The organism is Sphingobium sp. LB126 (genome assembly GCF_002795205.1).
GTDB lineage: Bacteria > Pseudomonadota > Alphaproteobacteria > Sphingomonadales > Sphingomonadaceae > Sphingobium > Sphingobium chungbukense.
This window is the reverse complement of the sequence record NZ_NETV01000002.1, coordinates 507,339-527,360: the sequence shown is the minus strand read 5'-3', so window position 1 is coordinate 527,360 and position 20,022 is coordinate 507,339. Positions and strand designations below refer to the sequence as shown.

Here is a 20,022-nt window from a genome sequence, read left to right as displayed (position 1 = left end):
CGATGGCAGCGAATATTCAGTCTCTGGAGGCGCTATACGCGGCCTTCACCGACCTCAACATGGAAGGCGGCTGGCATCGCACCCGTCCTGCCCTGTGGCGGGAGCCGGTGGCGAATTTCCTGCCCTTCCAGTGGCGCTACAGCGAGGTGAAACCGATCCTGGAGGCCGCAGGCCACCTGATCGGCACGGACAAGGCCGAACGGCGCAACCTCACCATGTTCAATCCGGCGGAAGGGAACATCTATCCCACCGTTCGGACGCTGGTGGCCGCCTATCAGCTGGTCAAGCCGGGCGAGATCGCTCGCGCCCACCGGCACACCCCCAACGCGCTTCGCCTGATCCTGGAAGGGCGCGGCACCTATACGGTGGTGGACGGCCAACGGGTCGAGATGCGTCCCGGCGACGTGCTGCTGACGCCCAACTGGGCATGGCATTCGCACGACAATGTGGGCAAGGACGACTGCTACTGGATGGACTTTCTGGACGTTCCGCTGGTGCATCTGCTGGAACCCATGTTCTTCGAACCGCATCCCGAAGGACTGGAAAAGGAAAGCACGCCCAGCGAGGGCGGGGCGCTCGCCTTCCGCTGGGAAGACACGCTGGCCCGGCTGGAGGCGGATCGCGGCAACGGCCATGTCGATGCCCATGCCTCCGTCCAGCTTGGCGATCCGGCGCTCAAGACCATCCGGCTCGACATGCAGCAGCTCGATGCGGGCAAGCCGACAGGCCTCAGTCGCACGACCGCCAACATCATCTACGCGGTGGTGCGCGGCAGCGGCGAGACGGAAATCGACGGCCAGCGCTTCGCCTGGAATTTCGGCGACACCGTCTGCGTGCCCGCATGGCGGCCCTACCGCCATCGCGCGAGCGAGAATGCCGTGTTGCTGAAAGTGTCAGATGCGCCAGCGATGGACGCCTTCGGCTGGTTGAGAACCCAGACTTTTTGAAATGGCCGACCCGATCTGGCCATCTGAAATTTCCCATGAGGAGAGCATGAAGTGAGCAAGCCCAAGAAGATACTCATCGCCGGCGGGGGCATTGGCGGCATGTCGGCCGCGCTCGCGCTGCTGCGCCGGGGCTTTGAGGTCGAAGTGTACGAGCAGGCGCCCGAACTGGGCGAGGTCGGCGCAGGCGTGCAGATCAGCCCCAACGGTTCGCGCGCGCTCGATGCGCTGGGCGTGTTCGAACAGTTGCGCGCCGCCTCCTGCGCGCCCAAGCGCAAGGAATTCCGCCTCTGGAACACGGGCAAGGCCTGGCCGATGTTCGATCTGGGCGATTCCGCCATCGAACGCTACGGCTATCCCTATCTCACCATCTACCGTCCGGACCTGCTGGGCGCGCTGGTGGACGGCGTAAAGGCGATCTCCCCGGACTCGATCCATCTCGACGCCACCGTCACGGGCTTCGAGCAGGACGACGATGGCGTGCGCCTGCTCCTTGCCAATGGGACGGTCGCGACGGGTGACGTGCTGATCGGCGCCGATGGCGTCAAGTCGACGATCCGCCAGCAACTTTGGGGCGACGACGCGCCGCAATTCTATGGCCTGGTCGCCTGGCGCTCGGTCATTCCGATGGAGACGTTGCCCAGGCATATGCAGGAGATGGTCGGCTCCACCTGGATCGGGCCGGGCGGACACATGGTCAATTATCCGCTGCGCGGCGGCAAGCTGATGAACATGATCGGCACCATCGAGCGCAATGACTGGCAGGTGGAAAGCTGGCGCGTCGAAGGGTCGAAGGAAGAATGCGCCCGCGACTTCGCCGGCTGGCACGAGGATGTGCAGACGCTGATCCAGACCGCCCCCACGCTGATGAAATGGGCGTTCATGGAGCGCAAGCCGCGCCAGACCTGGGGCCAGGGCCGGGTTTCCCTGCTGGGCGACGCCTGCCACGCCACCCTGCCCTTCCTGGCGCAGGGCGCGGTGATGTCGATCGAGGACGGCGTCATTCTGGGCCGTTGCCTCGACGGCTTCGACGATGCGGAAACAGCCTTGCAGCATTATGAGGGCGCCCGCGTCGAACGCACCACCAAGATGGTGCAGGGTGCGCGCGAGAATACCGGGCGCTTCCATGAAAAGGCGCTGGCGACCGAAGAAGGCGCCATCACCTATATGGAAAGCGAATGGAGCCGCGATCCGATCACCGATCGCTATGACTGGCTCTATCGCTACGACGTGCTGACAGCGGAAATCTGATGAGCGCAGCGTCTTCCCTTCCGCCGGCCGACCTGCTGTCGGGCATCAGGGTGCTGGACCTGACCAATATCCTGTCCGGTCCCTATTGCACCTATCAGATGGCGATGCTGGGCGCAGAGGTCGTCAAGGTCGAGAATCCGCAGGGGGGCGACCTCGCCCGCCAGCTTGGCGCTTCGTCCGACCTCAACCGGCAGATGCTGGGGACTTCCTTCCTCGCGCAGAATGCGGGGAAGAAGTCCGTCTCGCTGAACCTCAAGACGCCGGAGGGGCGCGAACTGTTCAAGCAGCTCGTCGCCACCGCCGATGTGCTGGTGGAAAATTTCCGTCCCGGCGTGATGGACCGGCTGGGCCTTGGCTATGACGTGCTGAGCGCCATCAATCCGGGCCTTGTCTTCTGCGCCATTTCCGGTTTCGGGCAGGATGGGCCGATGCGCGGCAATCCCGCCTATGACCAGATCGTGCAGGGCATGTCGGGCGTGATGAGCATCACCGGCGACAAGGACAGCGCGCCGTTGCGGGTGGGCTATCCGCTGTGCGACACTCTGGGCGGGCTGTCGGCCGCCTTCGCCGTCGTTTCCGCGCTCTATGCCCGCAAGGACAGCGGCAAGGGACGGTTCATCGATGTGTCGATGCTGGATTCCACCCTGTCCGCGCTCGGCTGGGCGGTGTCCAACTATCTGCTCGCAGGGGTGGAGCCGCGCCCCATCGGCAACCAGAATATGACGGCGGCCCCATCGGGTGTGTTCACCGCGGCCGACGGCCCGCTCAACATCGCGGCGAACAAGCAGGAGCAGTTCGAGACGCTCTGCCGCCTGATCGGCCGCGAGGATCTGATCACCGACAGCCGCTTTGCCGGGCGCGAGGATCGCAAGGCCCATCGCGAGGCATTGAATGCGGAGGTCAACACCGCCCTGCGCGCCCGCCCCGCGCTGGAATGGGAAACGCTGCTCAACGAAGCGGGCGTCCCGAGCGGACGGGTGCTGACCATTCCGGAAATCCTGGCATCCGAGCAGGTTCAGTCGCGGCGGCTTGTGCAGGAAATACCCTATGCCCATGGCGGACTGGACAGCGTCCGGGTGGTGCGCGGCGGCTATCGCTTCAACGACAGCGAACCGGGCGCGCGTCACGCGCCGCCGCTGCTGGGTGAGCATAATGCGGAAATCTACGGTGAATTCGGCCTCGACGAGGCGGAGCTAACGGCGCTGCGCGAACAGAGGGTGGTGTGACCGGCGCTTCGGCGACCCGCGCCGCCCCATCGGGACGGCGCGCCCCCACCCCCTGTCCGTCCTTCCGGACAGGGGAACAGAGGAGAGCGCCTTCAATCGTGCAGGGCTTCCAGATCCGACGAAAATTGCCGGGGATCGAGACCCAGCGAAATCGACAGCCTCACGCTGGCTTCGGTGTCGACCGATTTCAGCATTTCCACATGATCGTCGGTGAAGCGCGCGATCGGGCTGGAAATCTGAAGCGCGCCCACCAGTTCGTTGCGGGCGCCAAAGACGGGTGCGGAAATCGCCGCCATTTCGCCGTTCACCTCGCCCCGCGAAATCGCATAATAACGCGGCAGCGGGTTGGGCAGCCTGGCGGGATTGCTCAGATGGCGGAAAATCCGCGCGGAAGCGCCGCTGTCCAGATTGAGCCGCGTGCCGACGCGGATATGATAATCGCGCACCGCATGGCGGCCGTCCTGCCGGAACAGGCACAATTGGGTGTCGCCGTCCCGGACCAGGAAGGACACGCCTTCATGGGTCTGGTTCACCACGTCCTTGAGCGCCGGCTCGACATAGTCGCGCAGGTCGAACGCATCCTGGAAGATGGACGACAGTTCGGCCAGCTTCGGCCCGAGCTGGTAATTGCCGTCTGCCATCTGGCGGATATAGCCAAAGCCCTCCAGCGATCCCAGCAGGCGCAGGATCGTGCTCTTGTAAAGCCCGGTGTTGCGCGCCAGTTCGGCAAGCGACTGCACCGGCTGCTCATGGGTGAATGCCCCCAATATGGTGAAAGCACGGTCGACAGCAGCGACGCCCGATTTGGAGTTGCTTTGGCCTTCTTCTTGATCGCGCTTCGTCACGTCACCCCTCTTGGTTCCGACTATCAGAACAATATTCTTATTAGTGAAGCAAAAGCCATTGTCGAGCCTTCATTCCATGCGGAGACAGGAAATGAATGATCTGCCCAAGGAAATCCATATCAAGGAGGAAGGTCCGAGAGAGGGATTTCAAATCGAATCCGCCGCTATTCCCACGTCCCATAAGATCGGCCTGGTCAATGCATTGTCGCAGACAGGGCTTAAACACATTCAGATCGTATCCTTTGTCAATCCCAAACGGGTTCCGGGCATGGCCGATGCAGAAGCGATCGTGGCCGGAATCACGCCGATTCCAGGCGTGCATTATACCGGCCTCTGGCTGAACCAGCAGGGCTTCCTCCGCGCGCTGGAGAGCAAGCGCCTGCATATGGAGGGGAAGCTGACCCTCTACGCCTCCAGGGCATTTCTGAAGCGCAACCAGAACCGCACGCCCGAAGAGCAACTGGCCGCGCAGCCCGATCTCATCCGCCTCTATCAGGCGCATGACGTGCCCATCACCACCGGTTTCGTCACGGCCGCCTTCGGCTGCAATTTCGAAGGCGATGTCGATCCCGCCTATGTGGTCGAACTGGTCGGCACGATGCGGCGGATCGCGGCGGATCAGGGCGAGGATCTGAAGATCATCGGTCTGGGCGACACCATGGCCTGGGCCACGCCGGAAAAGATCAAGCGCGTCGTCGGCGCGGTGCGGGGTGCCAATCCGGACGTCGCCATATCGCTCCACCTGCACGACACGCGGGGCATGGGCCTTGCCAATGCCTATGCCGGGCTGGAGATGGGCGTCGCCCATTTCGACGCGGCGGTGGCTGGCCTTGGCGGCTGCCCCTTCGCCAAACATGCGGGCGCGGCGGGCAATGTCTGCACCGAGGATCTGGTGCTGATGTGCCATGAAATGGGCATCGAAACCGGCATCGACCTGGATGCGCTGATCGAATGCGCCGCCATGGCGGAGCAGATCGTCGGCCACCCCCTGCCCGGCAAGGTCAAGACGGGCGGCAATCTCGCGGCATTGCGCAGCGCCCTGCGCACGACGGCCTGAGGATCGCCATGACATCGGGAATGAACAGCTTCGACACGCGCGCCACGCTGCACCTGGGGGGTCAGGATTATGCCTATTATTCGTTGAAACGAGCCGAGGCCCGGTTCGGCAGCCTGCGGCACATGCCCTATTCGCTGCGCGTGCTGCTGGAAAATATGCTGCGCAAGGAGGACGGGCTCCATATCGGCGCGGCGGATATAGAGGCGTTCGCGGCGCCCGCTGCGGGCGCGGCGCGGGAGATCCAATTCTATCCCGCCCGCGTTTTGATGCAGGATTTCTCCGGCACCGCCTGCCTCGCCGATCTGGCCGCCATGCGCGACGCCATGCCCGCCCTGGGCAAGTCGCCCAAAGCCGTGAACCCGGCCATCCCGGTGCATCTGGTGATCGACCATTCGGTGATGGTCGACCATGCGGGAAGCGCGGACGCCTTCGAACGCAATCTTGCGCTGGATTATGCGCGCAACGCGGAACGCTATGCCTTTCTGCGCTGGGGCGCGCGCTCGCTCGACAATTTCCATGTCGTACCGCCCGGTCAGGGCATCTGCCATCAGATCAATATCGAGAATATCGCGCGCGTGGTGTGGAGCGAGCAGGACGGCGAAGCCATGCCGCTGCTCTATCCCGACAGTTGCGTCGGCACCGACAGCCATACCACCATGGTCAACGGTCTTGGCGTGCTGGGCTGGGGCGTGGGCGGCATAGAGGCGGAGGCGGCGATGCTGGGCCATCCCGTATCCATGCTGCGCCCCCAGGTGACAGGCGTGCGGCTGACCGGCGCCCTGCCCGAAGGCACGACTGCCACCGATCTGGTGCTGCGCGTCACCCAATTGTTGCGCGCCAGGGGCGTGGTCGGGCGCTTCGTCGAATTTTGCGGGCCGGGGCTGGAAACGCTGCCGGTCGCGGACCGGGCGACGCTGGCCAATATGGCGCCCGAATATGGCGCGACCTGCGGCTATTTCCCGATCGACAGGCAGACCATCGCCTATCTGCGGCTGACCGGCCGGGACGAGGCGCTTGTGACCCTCGTCGAAGCCTATGCACGGGCGCAGGATCTGTGGCGCGACCCGGCCGACCCCGAACCGAGCTATGACGATCTGGTCGAACTGGACCTGTCGGCCATCGTCCCGTCGCTCGCCGGACCGCGCCGTCCGCAGGACCGGGTCGATCTGCCGGCGCTGGCGACAGGCTTCGCCGACGCGCTGCCCGGCTTCGGCGTGACAGCGGGCGCAGCGGACCGCCACCCGGTCAAAGGCAGAGATTTCGACCTTGGCCATGGCGACATCGTCATCGCCGCGATCACCAGTTGCACCAACACGTCAAACCCGGTTTCGGTCATCACCGCCGGGCTTCTCGCGCGCAAGGCCAGGGCCATGGGCCTGTCCTGCAAACCCTGGGTCAAACGGTCCTTCGCGCCGGGCAGCCGGGTGGTCAGCGACTATCTGAAGCGCGCCAGGCTTCAGGACGATCTCGATGCGCTGGGCTTCCACCTTGTCGGCTATGGCTGCGCCACATGCGTCGGCAATTCCGGGCCGCTGGCGGATGATATCGCGGCGGCGATCACGGACAACCGCCTCGTCACCTCCGCCATATTGTCGGGCAACCGCAATTTCGAAGGCCGCATCTCGCCGCTGGTCCGGGCCAATTATCTCGCCTCGCCCGCGCTTGTCGTCGCCTATGCGCTGCTGGGCACCACGGCCCGCGACATCATGACCGAACCGCTAGGCGCCGACGCCGACGGCAGGCCGGTCCATCTGCGCGACATCTGGCCCAGTGCCGGCGAAGTGGCGGACCTTGTCGCCCGCTTCGTCACCCGGGCGGGCTTTTCAGCGCTGGCGGGCGATGTCTTCACCGGCGATGCCCGCTGGTCCGACCTTCCGGCGGACGCGGCGGAGCGTTTCCCCTGGCAGGCAGGGTCGACCTATATCGCCCGCCCGGACTTCTTCGACGGCATGTCCCCCGAACCGACGCCGCCAGACGATGTGCTCCGGGCGGCACCCATCGCGATATTGGGCGATTCGATCACCACGGACCATATCTCCCCGGTGGGGCAGATCGCGGTCGACAGCCCCGCCGGTCATTATCTGCGCGCGCTGGATGTCGCGCCGGAGGATTTCAATTCCTATGGCACGCGGCGCGGCAATCATGAGGTGATGGTGCGCGGCACCTTCGCCAATGTCCGCATCCGCAACGAGATGGTGCCAGGCATCGAAGGCGGCATGACGCTCCATCAAGGACAGGTCATGCCCATCCATGATGCGGCCCTGCGTTTCTGTCAGGACGGCATCCCCCTCGTCATCGTCGCGGGCAAGGAATATGGCACCGGGTCGGCCCGCGACTGGGCCGCGAAGGGAACGGCGGCGATTGGTGTCCGCGTCGTGATCGCGGAGAGTTTCGAGCGGATTCATCGCGCGAACCTTGTCGGCATGGGCGTGTTGCCGCTCCAGTTCATGCCGGGCGAGGACCGCCACAGTCTGGGGCTGTGTCACAGCGATCGTTTCACCATCCTCGATCTGGCCGATCTGGAACCGCTAGGGCCTGTCACGGTCCGGGTGGATCGGGCCGACGGATCATCCCTGTCGTTCGAAACGCTCTGCCGGATCGATACGATGATGGAGAAACGCTATTTTCTGGGCGGCGGCATCCTGAAATCCATTGCCCGCTCGATCGGGTGAAAGATGCGCGGCAGCTCAATTCTCACCCCCATCCTTTCCTCCCATCCTCCAAATGGAATTGTCCCATGAAGCGATCTTTAGCGTCCCTGTCAGCCGTCACTTTTCTTGTCGCGATTTCCACCGGAAATGCCTTTGCGGCGGGCGATCCGGTAAAGGGAAAACAGGTCTTCGCGCAATGCCAGGCCTGTCACCGGATCGATGCCAGCGGAAAATCCACCATCGGACCCAATCTCTACAAGCTGTTCGGCCGCAAGTCGGGCAGCCTGGCCGATTTCCGCTTTTCCCCGGCCATGACGAAGGCCGCCCGGCCATGGAACGACGCGACGCTGGACGCCTTTCTGGCTGCCCCGTCTCAGAATTTTCCGGGCAACCGGATGCCGTTCGGCGGGCTGAAGCAGCCGGCGGACCGCCAGAACGTCATCGCCTATATTCGGTCGGCCTCGCAATAGGGCGAATTCCCGTCCGATGGCATCATTTGACGGTCAAGAAATCGCAGTAAAACAAAGAAACGGAGCGATCGATCTGATTCCATTATCAGATCGATCGCTCCGGCATATCGCAAGCGGGGGCGGCCGGCGGGGATGGATTGCGCGGCGATCATCGCCACCCACGCATCCTCGGCTGTCGCGGGGAGCGGTATCGGCAAATATGGGATCATGGGTCGTGATCTTCTCCCTGCTCCCACTCCTTGCCGCACCTCCTGACCATATTTCTGCTCATATAGGCGTCACCGCAAGGCCTGTGCGCCAGATAACGATTGGCCGGACATAGTGGGATCGATCGTTTGCGACCAAGAGAATACCAGGCTCCCCTATGATATATATCCTCGGCACATGGAGACGGCATCGGCAAATTTGGACGTCCCGCATTTCCGCATGATGCGCGAGCGATAGGTTTCTATCGACCTTACCGTCAAATTGAGCTTCTTTGCGACACTGTAATTGTCGTCATGGTTGGCAAGCTCTTTCAAGACGTCAAATTCTCTTTTGCTAAGTCTGTCGAGGAAGATTTCGACGCGAATCTTTTCCTTCTGCAGATCGATTCTCTCCTCCAGAAGCAAAGCGGTATTGTCGATGGTTTCCAGAAGAATCTGGTCATCGACGGGTTGCTCGACAAAGTCGTCCGCACCCTTTTTTATCGTTTGCACGGCAACGCGAATGTCCGCGCCCGTGGACGTCATGATGATGGGAATATCGCGCCGTCTGGAAAGTAATTCCTGAAGGGTGAGGAGGCCAGGCATGTCGGGCAGATGGACGTCGAGAACCGCAATGCCCGGATGGAGGAAATGGCTCGCTTCAAGAAAATCGGTTCCGGTGGAGAAAGGGGTCGGGACATGGCCGTGCGACCGCAGCATCGACACCAGATGACGGCGAGAGGCGCCTCCCCAATTACAATGTAGACGGGACATTTTGTCCTCATTGCGACCTACATATATAATTTCCCTGCCCCCATAACGTGGTTAAGGAAATTAGGTTCCAGACATGGTTAACTTTTTTTAAACGCCTCCTTCAAAAAAGACACCGGCCATGTGATCGGTCGCCCATTGTACGCGGCCCATCCGGGTACTTCTACCGCGGCTTTTCACCAGCAGCCTCGTTCCCTCCCTCAGGCCGGAAGATTCGATCATCATGCCCTCTTCCGACATGTTTCGGATGGTTCCGACCATGACGGGCGCGGATGTGACCAGCGTGGCGGAAATATTGACCACGACGCGGCTTTCCCTGGGATGATGGCTGTCGCTCAGGCGTTCGAGCAGGGAGTCATTCCCCGTCACCCAGAGAAGAGGGTCTTCGACCATAAGGCCGACTTGCTGCCCGTTGGTCCAGCGAACTTCGGCCGTGATGAAGTTGGTGTCGTCAAAGCCGACATGCACCTGCTCCCGCAAGCCGAGCGTGAGCGCCGCCCGCCCGCTTATGCCATGCGGGGAAACATTGGTGACAGACAGGCAGGCTCTGCTCAACACGGGATAGATTAGTGCGGATTTGAAGACCGCCTTACGAGGATGCCGACGCTGTTCTTCGATTGGCCCGTCGGACCGGAACTCAGATTTGTTCGGTGAAAACATAGTCTTGCTCCGTCAGTGCGGAACAATTCTATAATGTTCCATAAATAACGATCTCACCCAGCGGAGTGTCGTATTTTTACAACATCGACATAGGTCGATCATTCACCCCTTTCAGGCAGAAAAGCCTTGTTCGATCAATCGCTTCTTCCCCCGAAGAGGCGGTCAAGTGGGGGAGGCGAGGCGCATAAAAATGGTCCCCACCATGCGCCTCGCCTTTACTCATAATTTTACAATCGTCATAATGGCGCGATGCTCCACAGATGGTTCTACATCAGCACAAGCCGGTTGGACGCCCGCAAAACCAACGAAGGTATCCAGGAGATTGTAGAGGTTTCGCTGCCTCGCAATCGGTCGCTCCGCGTAACCGGCGCCTTGCTTTTCACCGGCCAGAAATTCACGCAATATCTCGAAGGCTCTCCGGCGGCGATCGCGGAGCTCAAGCAGAGCATCAGCCGGGATGCGCGGCACGAGGCGATCCATACGATAGCCTATGGGCCGTTCGACCATCGACGGTTCCTGGGTTGGTCACTCGCCTATGCCGGACCATCCCGTTTCGTTGCCGCCAAGGTTGAAAAAGCCCTGAGCGCCGTGCTCGATCAGGGCGATGGAGAGATCGAAGCCCTTGCCGAGATGCTGGCAGGATTTGCGATCGAGGGTCATTCCTGAAACGCCCCCGCATTCCCGGCGGCCCTGTCAGGAACCGATGCCTTTCCGCACCTCTGTCGCATCACCTTCGTCACCCATGACCTACAGGCCGAGCGGTGCCTTCAGGGGCGGCCGCCACCCCTTCATGTCCACCTCGTCGCTGACCTTGTAGGGAATTCCCCTCGAATTCAGGAACAGCCGCTCCATCTCCGGCCGGGTGAAGGGCCGCGATCCCAATCGCCCGAACACCGCGATCTGCCCGCCCGTCTCGTCCACCGCCCGGTCGCGGTCCAGCCCCTTGGATAGCGCCACTGCCGGCGAGGGCGTCCGTGCCCAGGCGATCAGTTCCGGCTTGGGTGCAGGTGAGAAGCCATAGAAATTGGGCTGACTCGCCGGGCTGGTAAGCTGGAGGACTTTCATGCCATTCCGTCCATCCGCAACATAGGCGAACAGCGAGGCATTGGTCGTGCCGACGATCACATCCTCCACATCGGTCATCTGACCGCCGAACGTCTCCTTGGCATAGACTTTGGGCCGTAGTGGATTGGTGATGTCGACGATCGCCAACCCCTCTGCCTTGGCGGCGACATAGGCATAGGTACGCGCCAGATAGACGCGCCGCGCGTCGGCCAGCGGCACCGTCGCGGACGGAACCGCTACGGGATCAGCAAGGCGCGTCACGTCGAACAGCTTCAACCCCTCCGCGTCCGTCACCCAGAGATAGCGGAACTGGATCGCGCTCGCCCGCGCATCCTTCATCGGACGGACGGCGGCAAGGCGCGGGTGCAGCGGATCGGCCAGATCGACCACCACGAGCCCGACATCCGCCGTGATATAGGCGATCTGCCCGGCCAACTGGATATGCCGCGCCCCATTCAACACGCCATTGGGGTTCCATGTGACGGCCCGCTTCAGGAAATTGTTGCGGAACTCCCCATCGGCCATGGTCTCGATATTGACCATGATCAGGCCCTCGACACTGTCCGTCACCGCCGCATAGCTGTAGACGGCCAGGAAAGGCTGCTCCTGGTTGATCTCTCGCAGTTCCCTGGTGTTGCGCAGCGGATTGATCGGCTGGTTGGTCGGCAGCGCCATGCAGGTCGCGTTCTTCGACGGCACGCCCGTATTATGGCCGAGTTTCGAGAAAGGCCCGCTCACGATCGGTTCGGAAAAACCCTTGTTGGCGATCGACGCCACGTCATAGACGCGGAAACCGCCCTTCCCTTCGGCCACATACATATATTCGCCGCGCAGTTGCAGGCAGCCGACGCGATCCGCCGTGCTTTTCACCACATTGCGGAATTCCTCGACGGCATGGGTCTCGCCCGAAGCCTTCCTGTCGAAATATTTGCCGCGTACCCAGTCCTTCAACTCCCGCTTGTTCTGATCGACATGCAGCCTCCAATAATCGGGATAGGCATATTTCTGGAGATAGCTGCCGATCACCGCCTGCGGTTCGTCCCATTCGGTGACGCGGATCGCCTCGAACCCGCCTTCCAGGCCGGTCCAGGCATTCAGGCCCACGAAATTCACGAAATTGGTGCCGAGCAACAGGAGTTGCGACATGATCGCATTATTGTCGTCCTTCACCGACAAATGGCAATCGCTACAGGTCTTCGTCTCGGTCCGGCGCACCGTATGCGGGAAATGCGGCGCGAAGGCCTGGGACGAGAAACCGATGCCGGACACCGGCGGCTGCTGAATATAGATGCGCTCGCGATTGATATTGGTCGAGGACAGGACCAGCGCCGATGTCGATCGCACCGGGGCGGTTTCATTGCCCTTGGTAGTCATATGCTTGCCGAGCTGGAACATCTCGTCCCGCGCCACCTGCGGATTGTAAGTCGCGAAGTTGCGCGTCTCCTCCCCGTCATAATGGTGCAGCGACGTCTTCCAGTTCGCCTCGATCGGCAGGTGGCAGCCACCGCAACTGGTCGTCCAGCTGAGGTGGCAGGTGAAGCAGGCCATGCTGTCATCGCCATGGGCGCGATCTTCCTTCGCAACACCCGGACCGAAAGCAAAGCTGCCATCCTCCGCGCCTGACCGGCTCATCAACTTGGCGCGGGCGGCCTTTGCGTTGAAATGCGGATTGGCCGGATCGACCGAATCCTTCACCAGCGACACTTCCCACTCCAGCTTGGGATCGACGATGGAACGCTGGATCAGCCGCTGCCGCCCGCTGGCGTCATAATACCATTCGAAGCGCCGTTTGCCATCCGGGTTGCGGAGCAGCGCGAGGTTCGTCCCCTTGGGCGGCGCGGCCGGACCGGAGGTCAGCAACGTCGGATAGGCGTCCGCGGTCCCGTGGCAATCCTTGCAGCCGATCTCGATCGCATTGGCCACCTCGCCGTAGATGAAGCCGTTGCCATGGCTGTCCTGCGCGAAATGGCAATCGGCGCATTGCAGCCCCTTTTCGGCGTGAATGTCCATAAGGTGCACGGTCTTGCCCGGATTGGTGCCGACCGGAACGAATTTGTCCTCGCCCTTCTTGCGCCATTTTTCCGGGTCTTCGGGCGACACGATCTTGCCGTCCGCGTCGAGCAGATTGCCCTCGCGGTCGCGCTTGAACACGCCGCGGAAGTTCCAGCCATGGCCATGATAATCCGCGAACTGCGTATCCTTCGCCTTGTCGTTCAGATCATAGACGTTGCGCAGGAATTCCAGATCCGACCATTTGCCGCGCGGACTGGCGCCTTCGGGATTGCGCTCCAGCGTCTGGTGCACCTCGGCAGCAGTCGGATATTTCTGCTTTTCCGGCCACATCAACGGCGCATCGGACTCATAGTCCCACATGGTATAGCCCAGATAGCTGTTCAGGAAGATGTTGGGCTGGTGCATGTGGCAATTCATGCACTGGGCGGTCGGGATCGCGCGGGTGAAGGCATGGCGGATCGGATGGCCGCTTTCCTTGACTGCGCCCACCGGATGATCAGGCGCCACCGTTTCGCCATGCGGCCCCTTCAACCCGCCATGGCTGATCTTGCCGGCAATGGTGGGATCGACCGTGGCGGTCTGCCCATCGCGGCCATATTGCGCATAGATCAGGCTGTGGCGCGGTTCGCGGTCGTTGGCATAGACGACATGGCAACCCGAACAGCCCGAATGGCGATAATCGCCCGGCTGGTCGTTGGTGCCCATGAACCACATATAGGGGTCGTTGAGGCGGGTCTTGTGGATGTTGAGCGCCGGGATCGCGACGCGCAGCCCGGTGCCGGGGCCGCGATTGGATTGCTTGAGGTCGGGCCGCCCCGGCTCCTCCAGCCGCTGGATCGATCCGGTGGGATTGGGAAGGCCGATCTCCGGGAACTGCGTATTGATGTTGCGCCCACCGCGCTCGAACACGCGGAATACGTCGCCGGGCGGGATCACCTGCCATGTGGGCAGCGGATACAGTTCCGAGAGCGCACCGCGCGCCTTCTGCTCGGCGGTCAACGTGCCGGGCGGGCTGCCGGGGGAGACGATCTTCGCGGGCTTGCCGTCCTTGGTATAGGCCTCCCCGAAAATGTAATTCTTGTAGGGAACGATGCCGTTATTATAGGCCGCCCCGCCCCACAGCATGGCGCCCGACGCCATCAGCGAGCGTTCGGCCGCCTCGATCACCTGCATATGGCATGATCCGCAGGCTTCCCGCGCCACACGATAGTCGCTGGGGTTGACGAAACGCACGAATTCCGGCGCTTCGCGGTTGAGCAGAGTGTAGCTGCGCTGAGGATTGGCGGAGGAGGGATAGTGCCAGCTCTTGGGATAGCGCGGCAGCACATGCGCCTTTTCCCGCGCGGCGACATAGGCGGGATCGTCGAAACCCATCGCCGGGTCGCCCCGCACCGCCGCGTTGCCGCCATGGCAGTCCGTGCAGCCCAGCATCACCGCCGGCGTGGCATGCATGGACGGTTCGTCGGTTTTGGTGTGGCAACTATAGCAGCCATCGGATTTCGCCGCGACCTGATCGGCTGTCTGGCTCATCGGCGCGGGCGGCGCAGCAGTGTAATGGCGCTCGACCGGCTTTTCCGCGTCGGAGGCCTGGAGCATGACCACCGGCACCGTCAATGCGGCGACGATCAACAGCAGGAAGGCAAGGAGCGCGCGCATCAATAGCTCAGGATCAGGTTGGCGAGCACCGAATAATAATTCCGGTTGCCCTGGTTGTTGGTGAAGAGGTCGCGGAAACCCGCGCCCGGCAGCAATGTCGCGCCCGACAGGCGGAAGACGATATTCTGCGTCGCCCTGGGCCGCCAGATCGCGGCGGTCGACAAGTCCCATCCGATCGATTTGGGAATGCTGCCCTCATTGCGCAGCGCCTGCAGCGTCGCCGTATTCTGGAACCAGAGATGATTGGCATTGGCCGACAGGCGCAATTGCGGCATCAGATCGAAGTCCGCCCCCGCCCCCAGCAACATCGTGCCGGGATTGTTGAAGTTCGACTGCCCCTGCTCCTTCGAGGATCGCAGCGAATTCAACAGGCCGTTGCGGCCGTTGATCCCGATGACGCGCCCGCCCCCGGCGAAAGGAATGGACTGCCTGATCCAATAGCTGGTGTCGGCGCCGGCGAAGACCGGATTCTCGAAGATCGCGTCGAAACCATTTTCGCGATTGTCATAAGGGTCGCCATCGCCGCTGGCATAAAGCCCCGACAGGCGGAAACGCATCCAATCCTTGTCGTAACTCGCCTCCGCCGCGGCGAAGAAAGCCCTGATCCGCGCGGGCTTCGATGTGAAGAAACTGTTCCGGTCCTCCCCCAGCGCGCCGTAAAGCGACGCCGTCAGGTTCATCCGCCCGATCCGTCCGTCGGCATTATAGCCGAGATAGACGACATCATATTCCCGCCCCCGCAAGTCGCCGAGCAGCGCCGGACGGACCGGAAAGCCATTATCGTCAATCTCCACGTCCCGTTTTTCGCGGTTCATATTGTAGACGGCCGTGATCTGACTGGTGAGGCCGGGAATCAGGAAATCCTGCCGGTAGAGATTGGCGACGAATAGCCAGTCGTTGCGCGGCGACTGCACGACCGAATTCAGCCCGCTATTGGTGTCCTTCTCCAACCGCCAGAACGCCGCGAGATTGAATTGAAAGCGATTATTGTCACGATTGCCGAACAGCCGGATTCCCAACTGCTGATCATTGAACAGGAAGCCGCGAAAATCCGACTGGAAGGGCTGGATACCGATACGCAGCGACCGGAAATCATAACGGTCCGACGTGTTGGCGAGGTGATAGTCGACAAAGGCTTCCTGCACGCCCAGAAAATGGTCGGTGCGGTGGGAGGGTCTGGACGGCTCGACGAACAGCACGCGCCGTTCGGGCACATTCACATGATTGACATTGAGCGCCAACGTCAGCCGATATTCGATCTCCGGCGGCTTGAAGGCGGTGGCCCCCTTGATCAATGCCACGCCGCCGATGAAGGTCTGGCTCAGCACATAGCTGGCATCCTTGCCGAACACATCGATGCTGCCGGGCCGCTCCGTCGTCTGGACGCCGACCGGGATCGGGAAAGTGCGCGGCTCCAGCACCGTATCGCTCACGGCATTGGCGACGAAGAACCAGTCGTCCCCCTTGATCGGCAGCCACTTCACCTTTTCGCGGTCGATCGGCCGGTCGCCCTTCAGCGTGTTCTGATGATAGGGATCGAACCAGCGCTCCTTGACCACGCCCAGGCTTTCGATCAACCGCCAGCGATCGGGGATCGGCACCTGATCGGTCGGAAAGGCTTCGGGCGGCGGCGCGCGGACGGCGCCCTTATTATCCTGTGTCACCGCTTCGGGCAGCGGCGCTTCATAGCCGGGACGGCGGCGGCCCTCGATGGACTGTTGGTCGACGTCCAGTATCTCCTGCCAGTTTTCCGGCGGCGGTGGCGGCACCGGCTCCCCCGGCTGGGCCAGCGCGAGCAAGGGCAGGAACGAGGGCAGGCCCATATCCTACAACCCCGCGCAGACATTTTGCGACGCGCTGTCGAGGAAGGGCGCGAACGGGCAACTCACATAACGCAGCCGCACGGTCGCATTGCCCAGGTCGACGACGATCTGGTCGGAGCGGATCGCGGCGGGCGCATTGCCGATCCCGCCCACGCGCACCCCGCCATTGTGGAGCCCGAGGAAGCTGATCATGTCGTCCTGATCGATGCCGTCACCCGACACGCCGATCCCGCCCACCAGCACATTGCCGCGATAGATGGGCACGGAACCGGGGAATATCTGGATGCCGTTCTGCACCCGGTTCTGATGGGAGACGGTCGGCACCGCAGAGCAACGCTGGGGCGTGTCGGTCGCGCTGGCGCCGGTCACATAGGCCAGATGCGCGGCAAGATCGCCCACCACCAGCGCCGACTGCAACCCGGTCGAAAAGGGATTGAACTGCGCGATGGGGCGCGAAAATGGGCCGTTGGGCCGTCCGACCTCACCATCCGGGAAATAGGGGCGCGACAGATTGCCGTTTGCCCGGTCGCTGAACGCATGGCGCCCCGTCAGAGCGGAGGGATCGTTGAGGAAGGTGCGCGCCTTCCCCACAAAAGCCGCCACATCGGCGCTGCTGCTTGCCAGCAGGTCGGGACCCGCATGGGAGCCGGAGAAGAAGGCCGCGGTCCGCGCCTTCTGCAAGCTGACATCGGTGCCGAAAATCGGTGCGTCGGGCGAACGGACGATGCCCAGCGCCTGCCCGCGGGTGTCGACCAGACTGATCGTCACCTGCGCCCGGCTGTCGAGCGGCTGGCGAATCTGCGCCCGCGCCCGGCTCATGATGGTGAAGGCTTCCTCCAGGATCGCGGTCACTTCCGCCACCGTCAGCGGCTGAGCCACATCGCCTGCATCGGTCCCGGCACGGATGGGAAAGCGGTCATTGCCCGACCCGTCGGTCAGGACGAAGGCGTCGGTCTTGGAGAACTCGCTGGTCCGCGCGGGACGGACACCCGACGCCTCCGTGCCATAGGCGGCCCCGGCAATGATCATCGGCGCAGGATCGCCATAATAGCCGCGCACGGCGACCAACGCCCCCCTGCTGCCGTTGATCGCGGCGAAACTGACCGCGCCTGTCGCCAGCAAGCCGCCATAGGCAGCGTCGGAATAGCGCAGCGATGTGCCGTCCACGGTGATGCGATTGGCGCGAATGCCTTCGGGCGCTTCGAAACCCAGCGTCCCGGCAAGAGCGATATATTCCTCCGGGTCATTGTCGTCGTCGAGGACATTGGTGTCGGAGCCATAGACCCCGTCCGCCATCACGCCGATGCCGCCGACCACCACACCATTTTTGTAGAGCGGAAAGCCGCCGGGATCGGCCGCCAGCCCCAACGGCGAACGCTTCGGCCCGATCATCGCCATCGTCCCCGATGACACGAAGCGGGCGGAGAGGTCCGAACAAGGCAACTGGCTGAACTGCACGCCGAAGAGCGGCCCGCTCTCCAGCCCCGCCGTGGTCGGCGCGGGCGGGAAGTGCTGCTGCACGATCATGCTCGCCGTGCGTGTGGAAAAGGCATTGCCACCGCTCGACAGATAGGCGCCGGTAATGGCCTTGGCGATCGCGCCCGCTTCCGCCGGGACGGTCAGGTTCTGCGCGTCGATATTGTCGCCATTGGGCGCGGCGCTGGTGGTCGCGGTCGCCCGCGCGCCGGTCATGCGGAATATCGCGAGGACATTGCCCACACGGTCCGTTACCGCGATCACGGCGGGCAGATTGCGCGCACTGGCTTCCGCCACGGCATGCGCCACCACCGTTTCGACATCGGCCACCGTCAGAGCTTCCTGCGCGGGGACCGCATAGAGGCTGGTGGGCGTGGGCGTCGGCCCGGGCGTCGGCGTGCTGCTGCCCCCGCCGCCTCCGCCACCGCCACAGGAGGAGAGGATCAGCGCTGCGCTCGCTGCCAGCGCGCTCAGAGGCCGGCCCTTCACTGGAGCGCCCCGATGCTGCGCGCCGCGCTACCCAGGGCGGAACGGAAATCACCCGGCCGATAGCCGTTCGGTTCCTTGACCGCCGCATAGGCGCGATTGACGTCCGCCCGGATTCCCGCCGCGGCGCCAACCGTCACGCGCCCTGACTTCACCAGACTGTTGAGCAGCGTGTCGATCGCCATCACCGCCTGTACCGACCCTTCATAATCCGTGAAGCGCGCCGATATCGCGCTGCCGGAAATCTCGCGCACGATGGCGAAGGCCATATCGCCCCGTATCCCGTTCGCGGCGAAAATGTCGGCCAGCGCACGGGCGCTCTGGGCCAGCTTGGCCGCCGCTGCGACGGCCGCCGTCCGATCCTGCGCGATCGCCGCGTGGAAAGACCGGCTGTCGGCATCGAACCGCCCCGCCAACCCCGGCGCAGCCACGCGGGCCGCCGCCGACAGCATGATCATATTCTCGTCATTGAAGGGCGGCATGCCCGCCGGAATCGGCCGTCCCGGATTGGCTTCCCACGTCTTGCTGCGCTCGGCCTGGTCATAGATGCGGCGATGGCAGCTCTGGCAGTCGAAGAAATAGAATTCGGGGAAGGTCCCCTCCGTCCCCTTCGCTCCCGTATAGAGCGTCAGCGCCCGTTCCACCGCCATGGCCTGTCCTACGGCCCATAGCCTCAGGCTGTCGGTCCGTCCCTTGCGCTGCGCATAGTCGGCATCCTCGTCATGATGCGCCTGCATCGACGAGAAGAGGTCCAGTTCGAAGGAGATGCGGGGATGCCCTGCCGCCATGATCCGGTGCGTGACGAACTGCCCGTCCCGCGCGCTGCCGAAATGGCAATCGAGGCAGACAGACGCCCGCGCCTGTGGCCGGTCGAGCGGGGTCATGCCTGCCGCGACATTGGCGGCATGGCTCGCACCGACCGCATAGTGCGATGCGATCCACCCGCTCGCCGCACCGTGACAGGCTTCGCAGCCCACGCCGTCCTGCGCCAGAAAGCGCGTGCCGCGCGCCGCCGCCGGGGTCGAATGGCACCCCAGACAGGCGGGCGCCGACGCCGCATCGCCCAACCCCAGGGTCGCCGCGATCTGCCGCCCGCGCGCGCCGTTCAACACCGCAAAGGCCCGGCTGTGCGCTCCACCCGGCGTCGAAGGCTCCTGCCAGCGCATCAGTTCGTCCTGGCGCACGACCTTGCCGTCGCCTTCCATCCGGCCATGGCAGGTCGATCCGGCGCAGGAAGCAACCCCGACATAGGTCCGGGCTGACGAAGCCGCATCCGCCACGCCTGATCCGCCGCCGGGCAAGCCCCACAGCAGCAACACCCCCAACAGCATGACAGCCAATGCCACGCCGCCGAAGGAGCTGCTGATCACCCTGCCCTTACCGCCCCCCATTCGTCACGCCCCCGTGCCGGTGATTCGGACGCCCTATCCGTAGCGTCCAACC

Annotated in this window: 14 protein-coding genes; 7 read left to right on the top strand and 7 right to left on the bottom strand. The window is 63.2% G+C overall.

Translation table 11 applies throughout. The features are described from left to right. The first annotated feature begins 2 nt into the window (after positions 1-2). From CAF53_RS18555 to CAF53_RS18545, 3 genes are read left to right on the top strand one after another with little or no spacing between them, the layout of a single operon-like run. Positions 3-947 carry a cupin domain-containing protein gene (locus CAF53_RS18555; protein WP_100239152.1) on the top strand — a complete coding sequence of 315 codons (945 nt, stop codon included), beginning with the start codon at positions 3-5 and terminating at the stop codon, positions 945-947. A 51-nt stretch (positions 948-998) separates the two neighbouring features. Further along, the gene (locus CAF53_RS18550) at positions 999-2,195 is read left to right on the top strand and encodes an FAD-dependent monooxygenase (protein WP_084733140.1); all 1,197 of its coding nucleotides are present in this window, start codon (positions 999-1,001) and stop codon (positions 2,193-2,195) included. Then, positions 2,195-3,421, top strand: coding sequence for a CoA transferase (locus CAF53_RS18545; protein WP_100239151.1), 1,227 nt, complete (start codon positions 2,195-2,197; stop codon positions 3,419-3,421). Before CAF53_RS18550 ends, CAF53_RS18545 begins: the two co-directional genes overlap by 1 nt. A 92-nt stretch (positions 3,422-3,513) precedes the next feature. Here CAF53_RS18545 and CAF53_RS18540 read toward each other — a convergent pair whose 3' ends face one another. Then, positions 3,514-4,266 carry an IclR family transcriptional regulator gene (locus CAF53_RS18540; RefSeq protein WP_046764004.1) on the bottom strand — a complete coding sequence of 251 codons (753 nt, stop codon included), beginning with the start codon at positions 4,264-4,266 and terminating at the stop codon, positions 3,514-3,516. A gap of 76 nt (positions 4,267-4,342) precedes the next feature. On the opposite strand from CAF53_RS18540, the gene CAF53_RS18535 reads away from it, so the two are divergent. From CAF53_RS18535 to CAF53_RS18525, 3 genes are all read left to right on the top strand, one after another. After that, on the top strand, positions 4,343-5,323 hold the full coding sequence (locus tag CAF53_RS18535; RefSeq protein ID WP_347337868.1) for a hydroxymethylglutaryl-CoA lyase: 981 nt from the start codon (positions 4,343-4,345) through the stop codon (positions 5,321-5,323). 8 nt (positions 5,324-5,331) lie between these two features. Further along, positions 5,332-7,995, top strand: coding sequence for an aconitate hydratase AcnA (gene acnA, locus CAF53_RS18530; protein WP_100239150.1), 2,664 nt, complete (start codon positions 5,332-5,334; stop codon positions 7,993-7,995). 65 nt (positions 7,996-8,060) lie between these two features. Continuing rightward, entirely contained in the window at positions 8,061-8,444 is a 384-nt protein-coding gene (locus tag CAF53_RS18525; RefSeq protein ID WP_046764002.1) for a cytochrome c family protein, read from the top strand. A 362-nt stretch (positions 8,445-8,806) separates the two neighbouring features. Here CAF53_RS18525 and CAF53_RS18515 read toward each other — a convergent pair whose 3' ends face one another. Then, positions 8,807-9,403 carry a response regulator gene (locus CAF53_RS18515; protein WP_100239149.1) on the bottom strand — a complete coding sequence of 199 codons (597 nt, stop codon included), beginning with the start codon at positions 9,401-9,403 and terminating at the stop codon, positions 8,807-8,809. 87 nt (positions 9,404-9,490) lie between these two features. Further along, entirely contained in the window at positions 9,491-10,060 is a 570-nt protein-coding gene (locus CAF53_RS18510) for a PilZ domain-containing protein (protein WP_046763999.1), read from the bottom strand. A 249-nt stretch (positions 10,061-10,309) separates the two neighbouring features. Between CAF53_RS18510 and CAF53_RS18505 the strand changes: the two genes are divergently transcribed. Further along, entirely contained in the window at positions 10,310-10,726 is a 417-nt protein-coding gene (locus tag CAF53_RS18505; protein WP_100239148.1) for a BLUF domain-containing protein, read from the top strand. A gap of 81 nt (positions 10,727-10,807) precedes the next feature. Here the strand turns inward: CAF53_RS18505 and CAF53_RS18500 are convergent, their stop codons facing one another. From CAF53_RS18500 to CAF53_RS18485, 4 genes are read right to left on the bottom strand one after another with little or no spacing between them, the layout of a single operon-like run. Then, positions 10,808-14,794 carry a multiheme c-type cytochrome gene (locus tag CAF53_RS18500; protein ID WP_100239147.1) on the bottom strand — a complete coding sequence of 1,329 codons (3,987 nt, stop codon included), beginning with the start codon at positions 14,792-14,794 and terminating at the stop codon, positions 10,808-10,810. Further along, a complete protein-coding gene (locus tag CAF53_RS18495) occupies positions 14,794-16,617 on the bottom strand; it encodes a hypothetical protein (RefSeq protein ID WP_100239146.1) in 1,824 nt (607 codons plus the stop codon). The genes CAF53_RS18500 and CAF53_RS18495 overlap by 1 nt, the downstream gene beginning before the upstream one ends. 3 nt (positions 16,618-16,620) lie before the next feature. Continuing rightward, complete coding sequence (locus CAF53_RS18490; RefSeq protein WP_100239145.1) at positions 16,621-18,582, bottom strand: heme-binding protein; 1,962 nt, start codon at positions 18,580-18,582, stop codon at positions 16,621-16,623. After that, positions 18,579-19,970 carry a multiheme c-type cytochrome gene (locus tag CAF53_RS18485; RefSeq protein ID WP_100239144.1) on the bottom strand — a complete coding sequence of 464 codons (1,392 nt, stop codon included), beginning with the start codon at positions 19,968-19,970 and terminating at the stop codon, positions 18,579-18,581. The genes CAF53_RS18490 and CAF53_RS18485 overlap by 4 nt, the downstream gene beginning before the upstream one ends. Between the last annotated feature and the right edge of the window lie 52 nt (positions 19,971-20,022).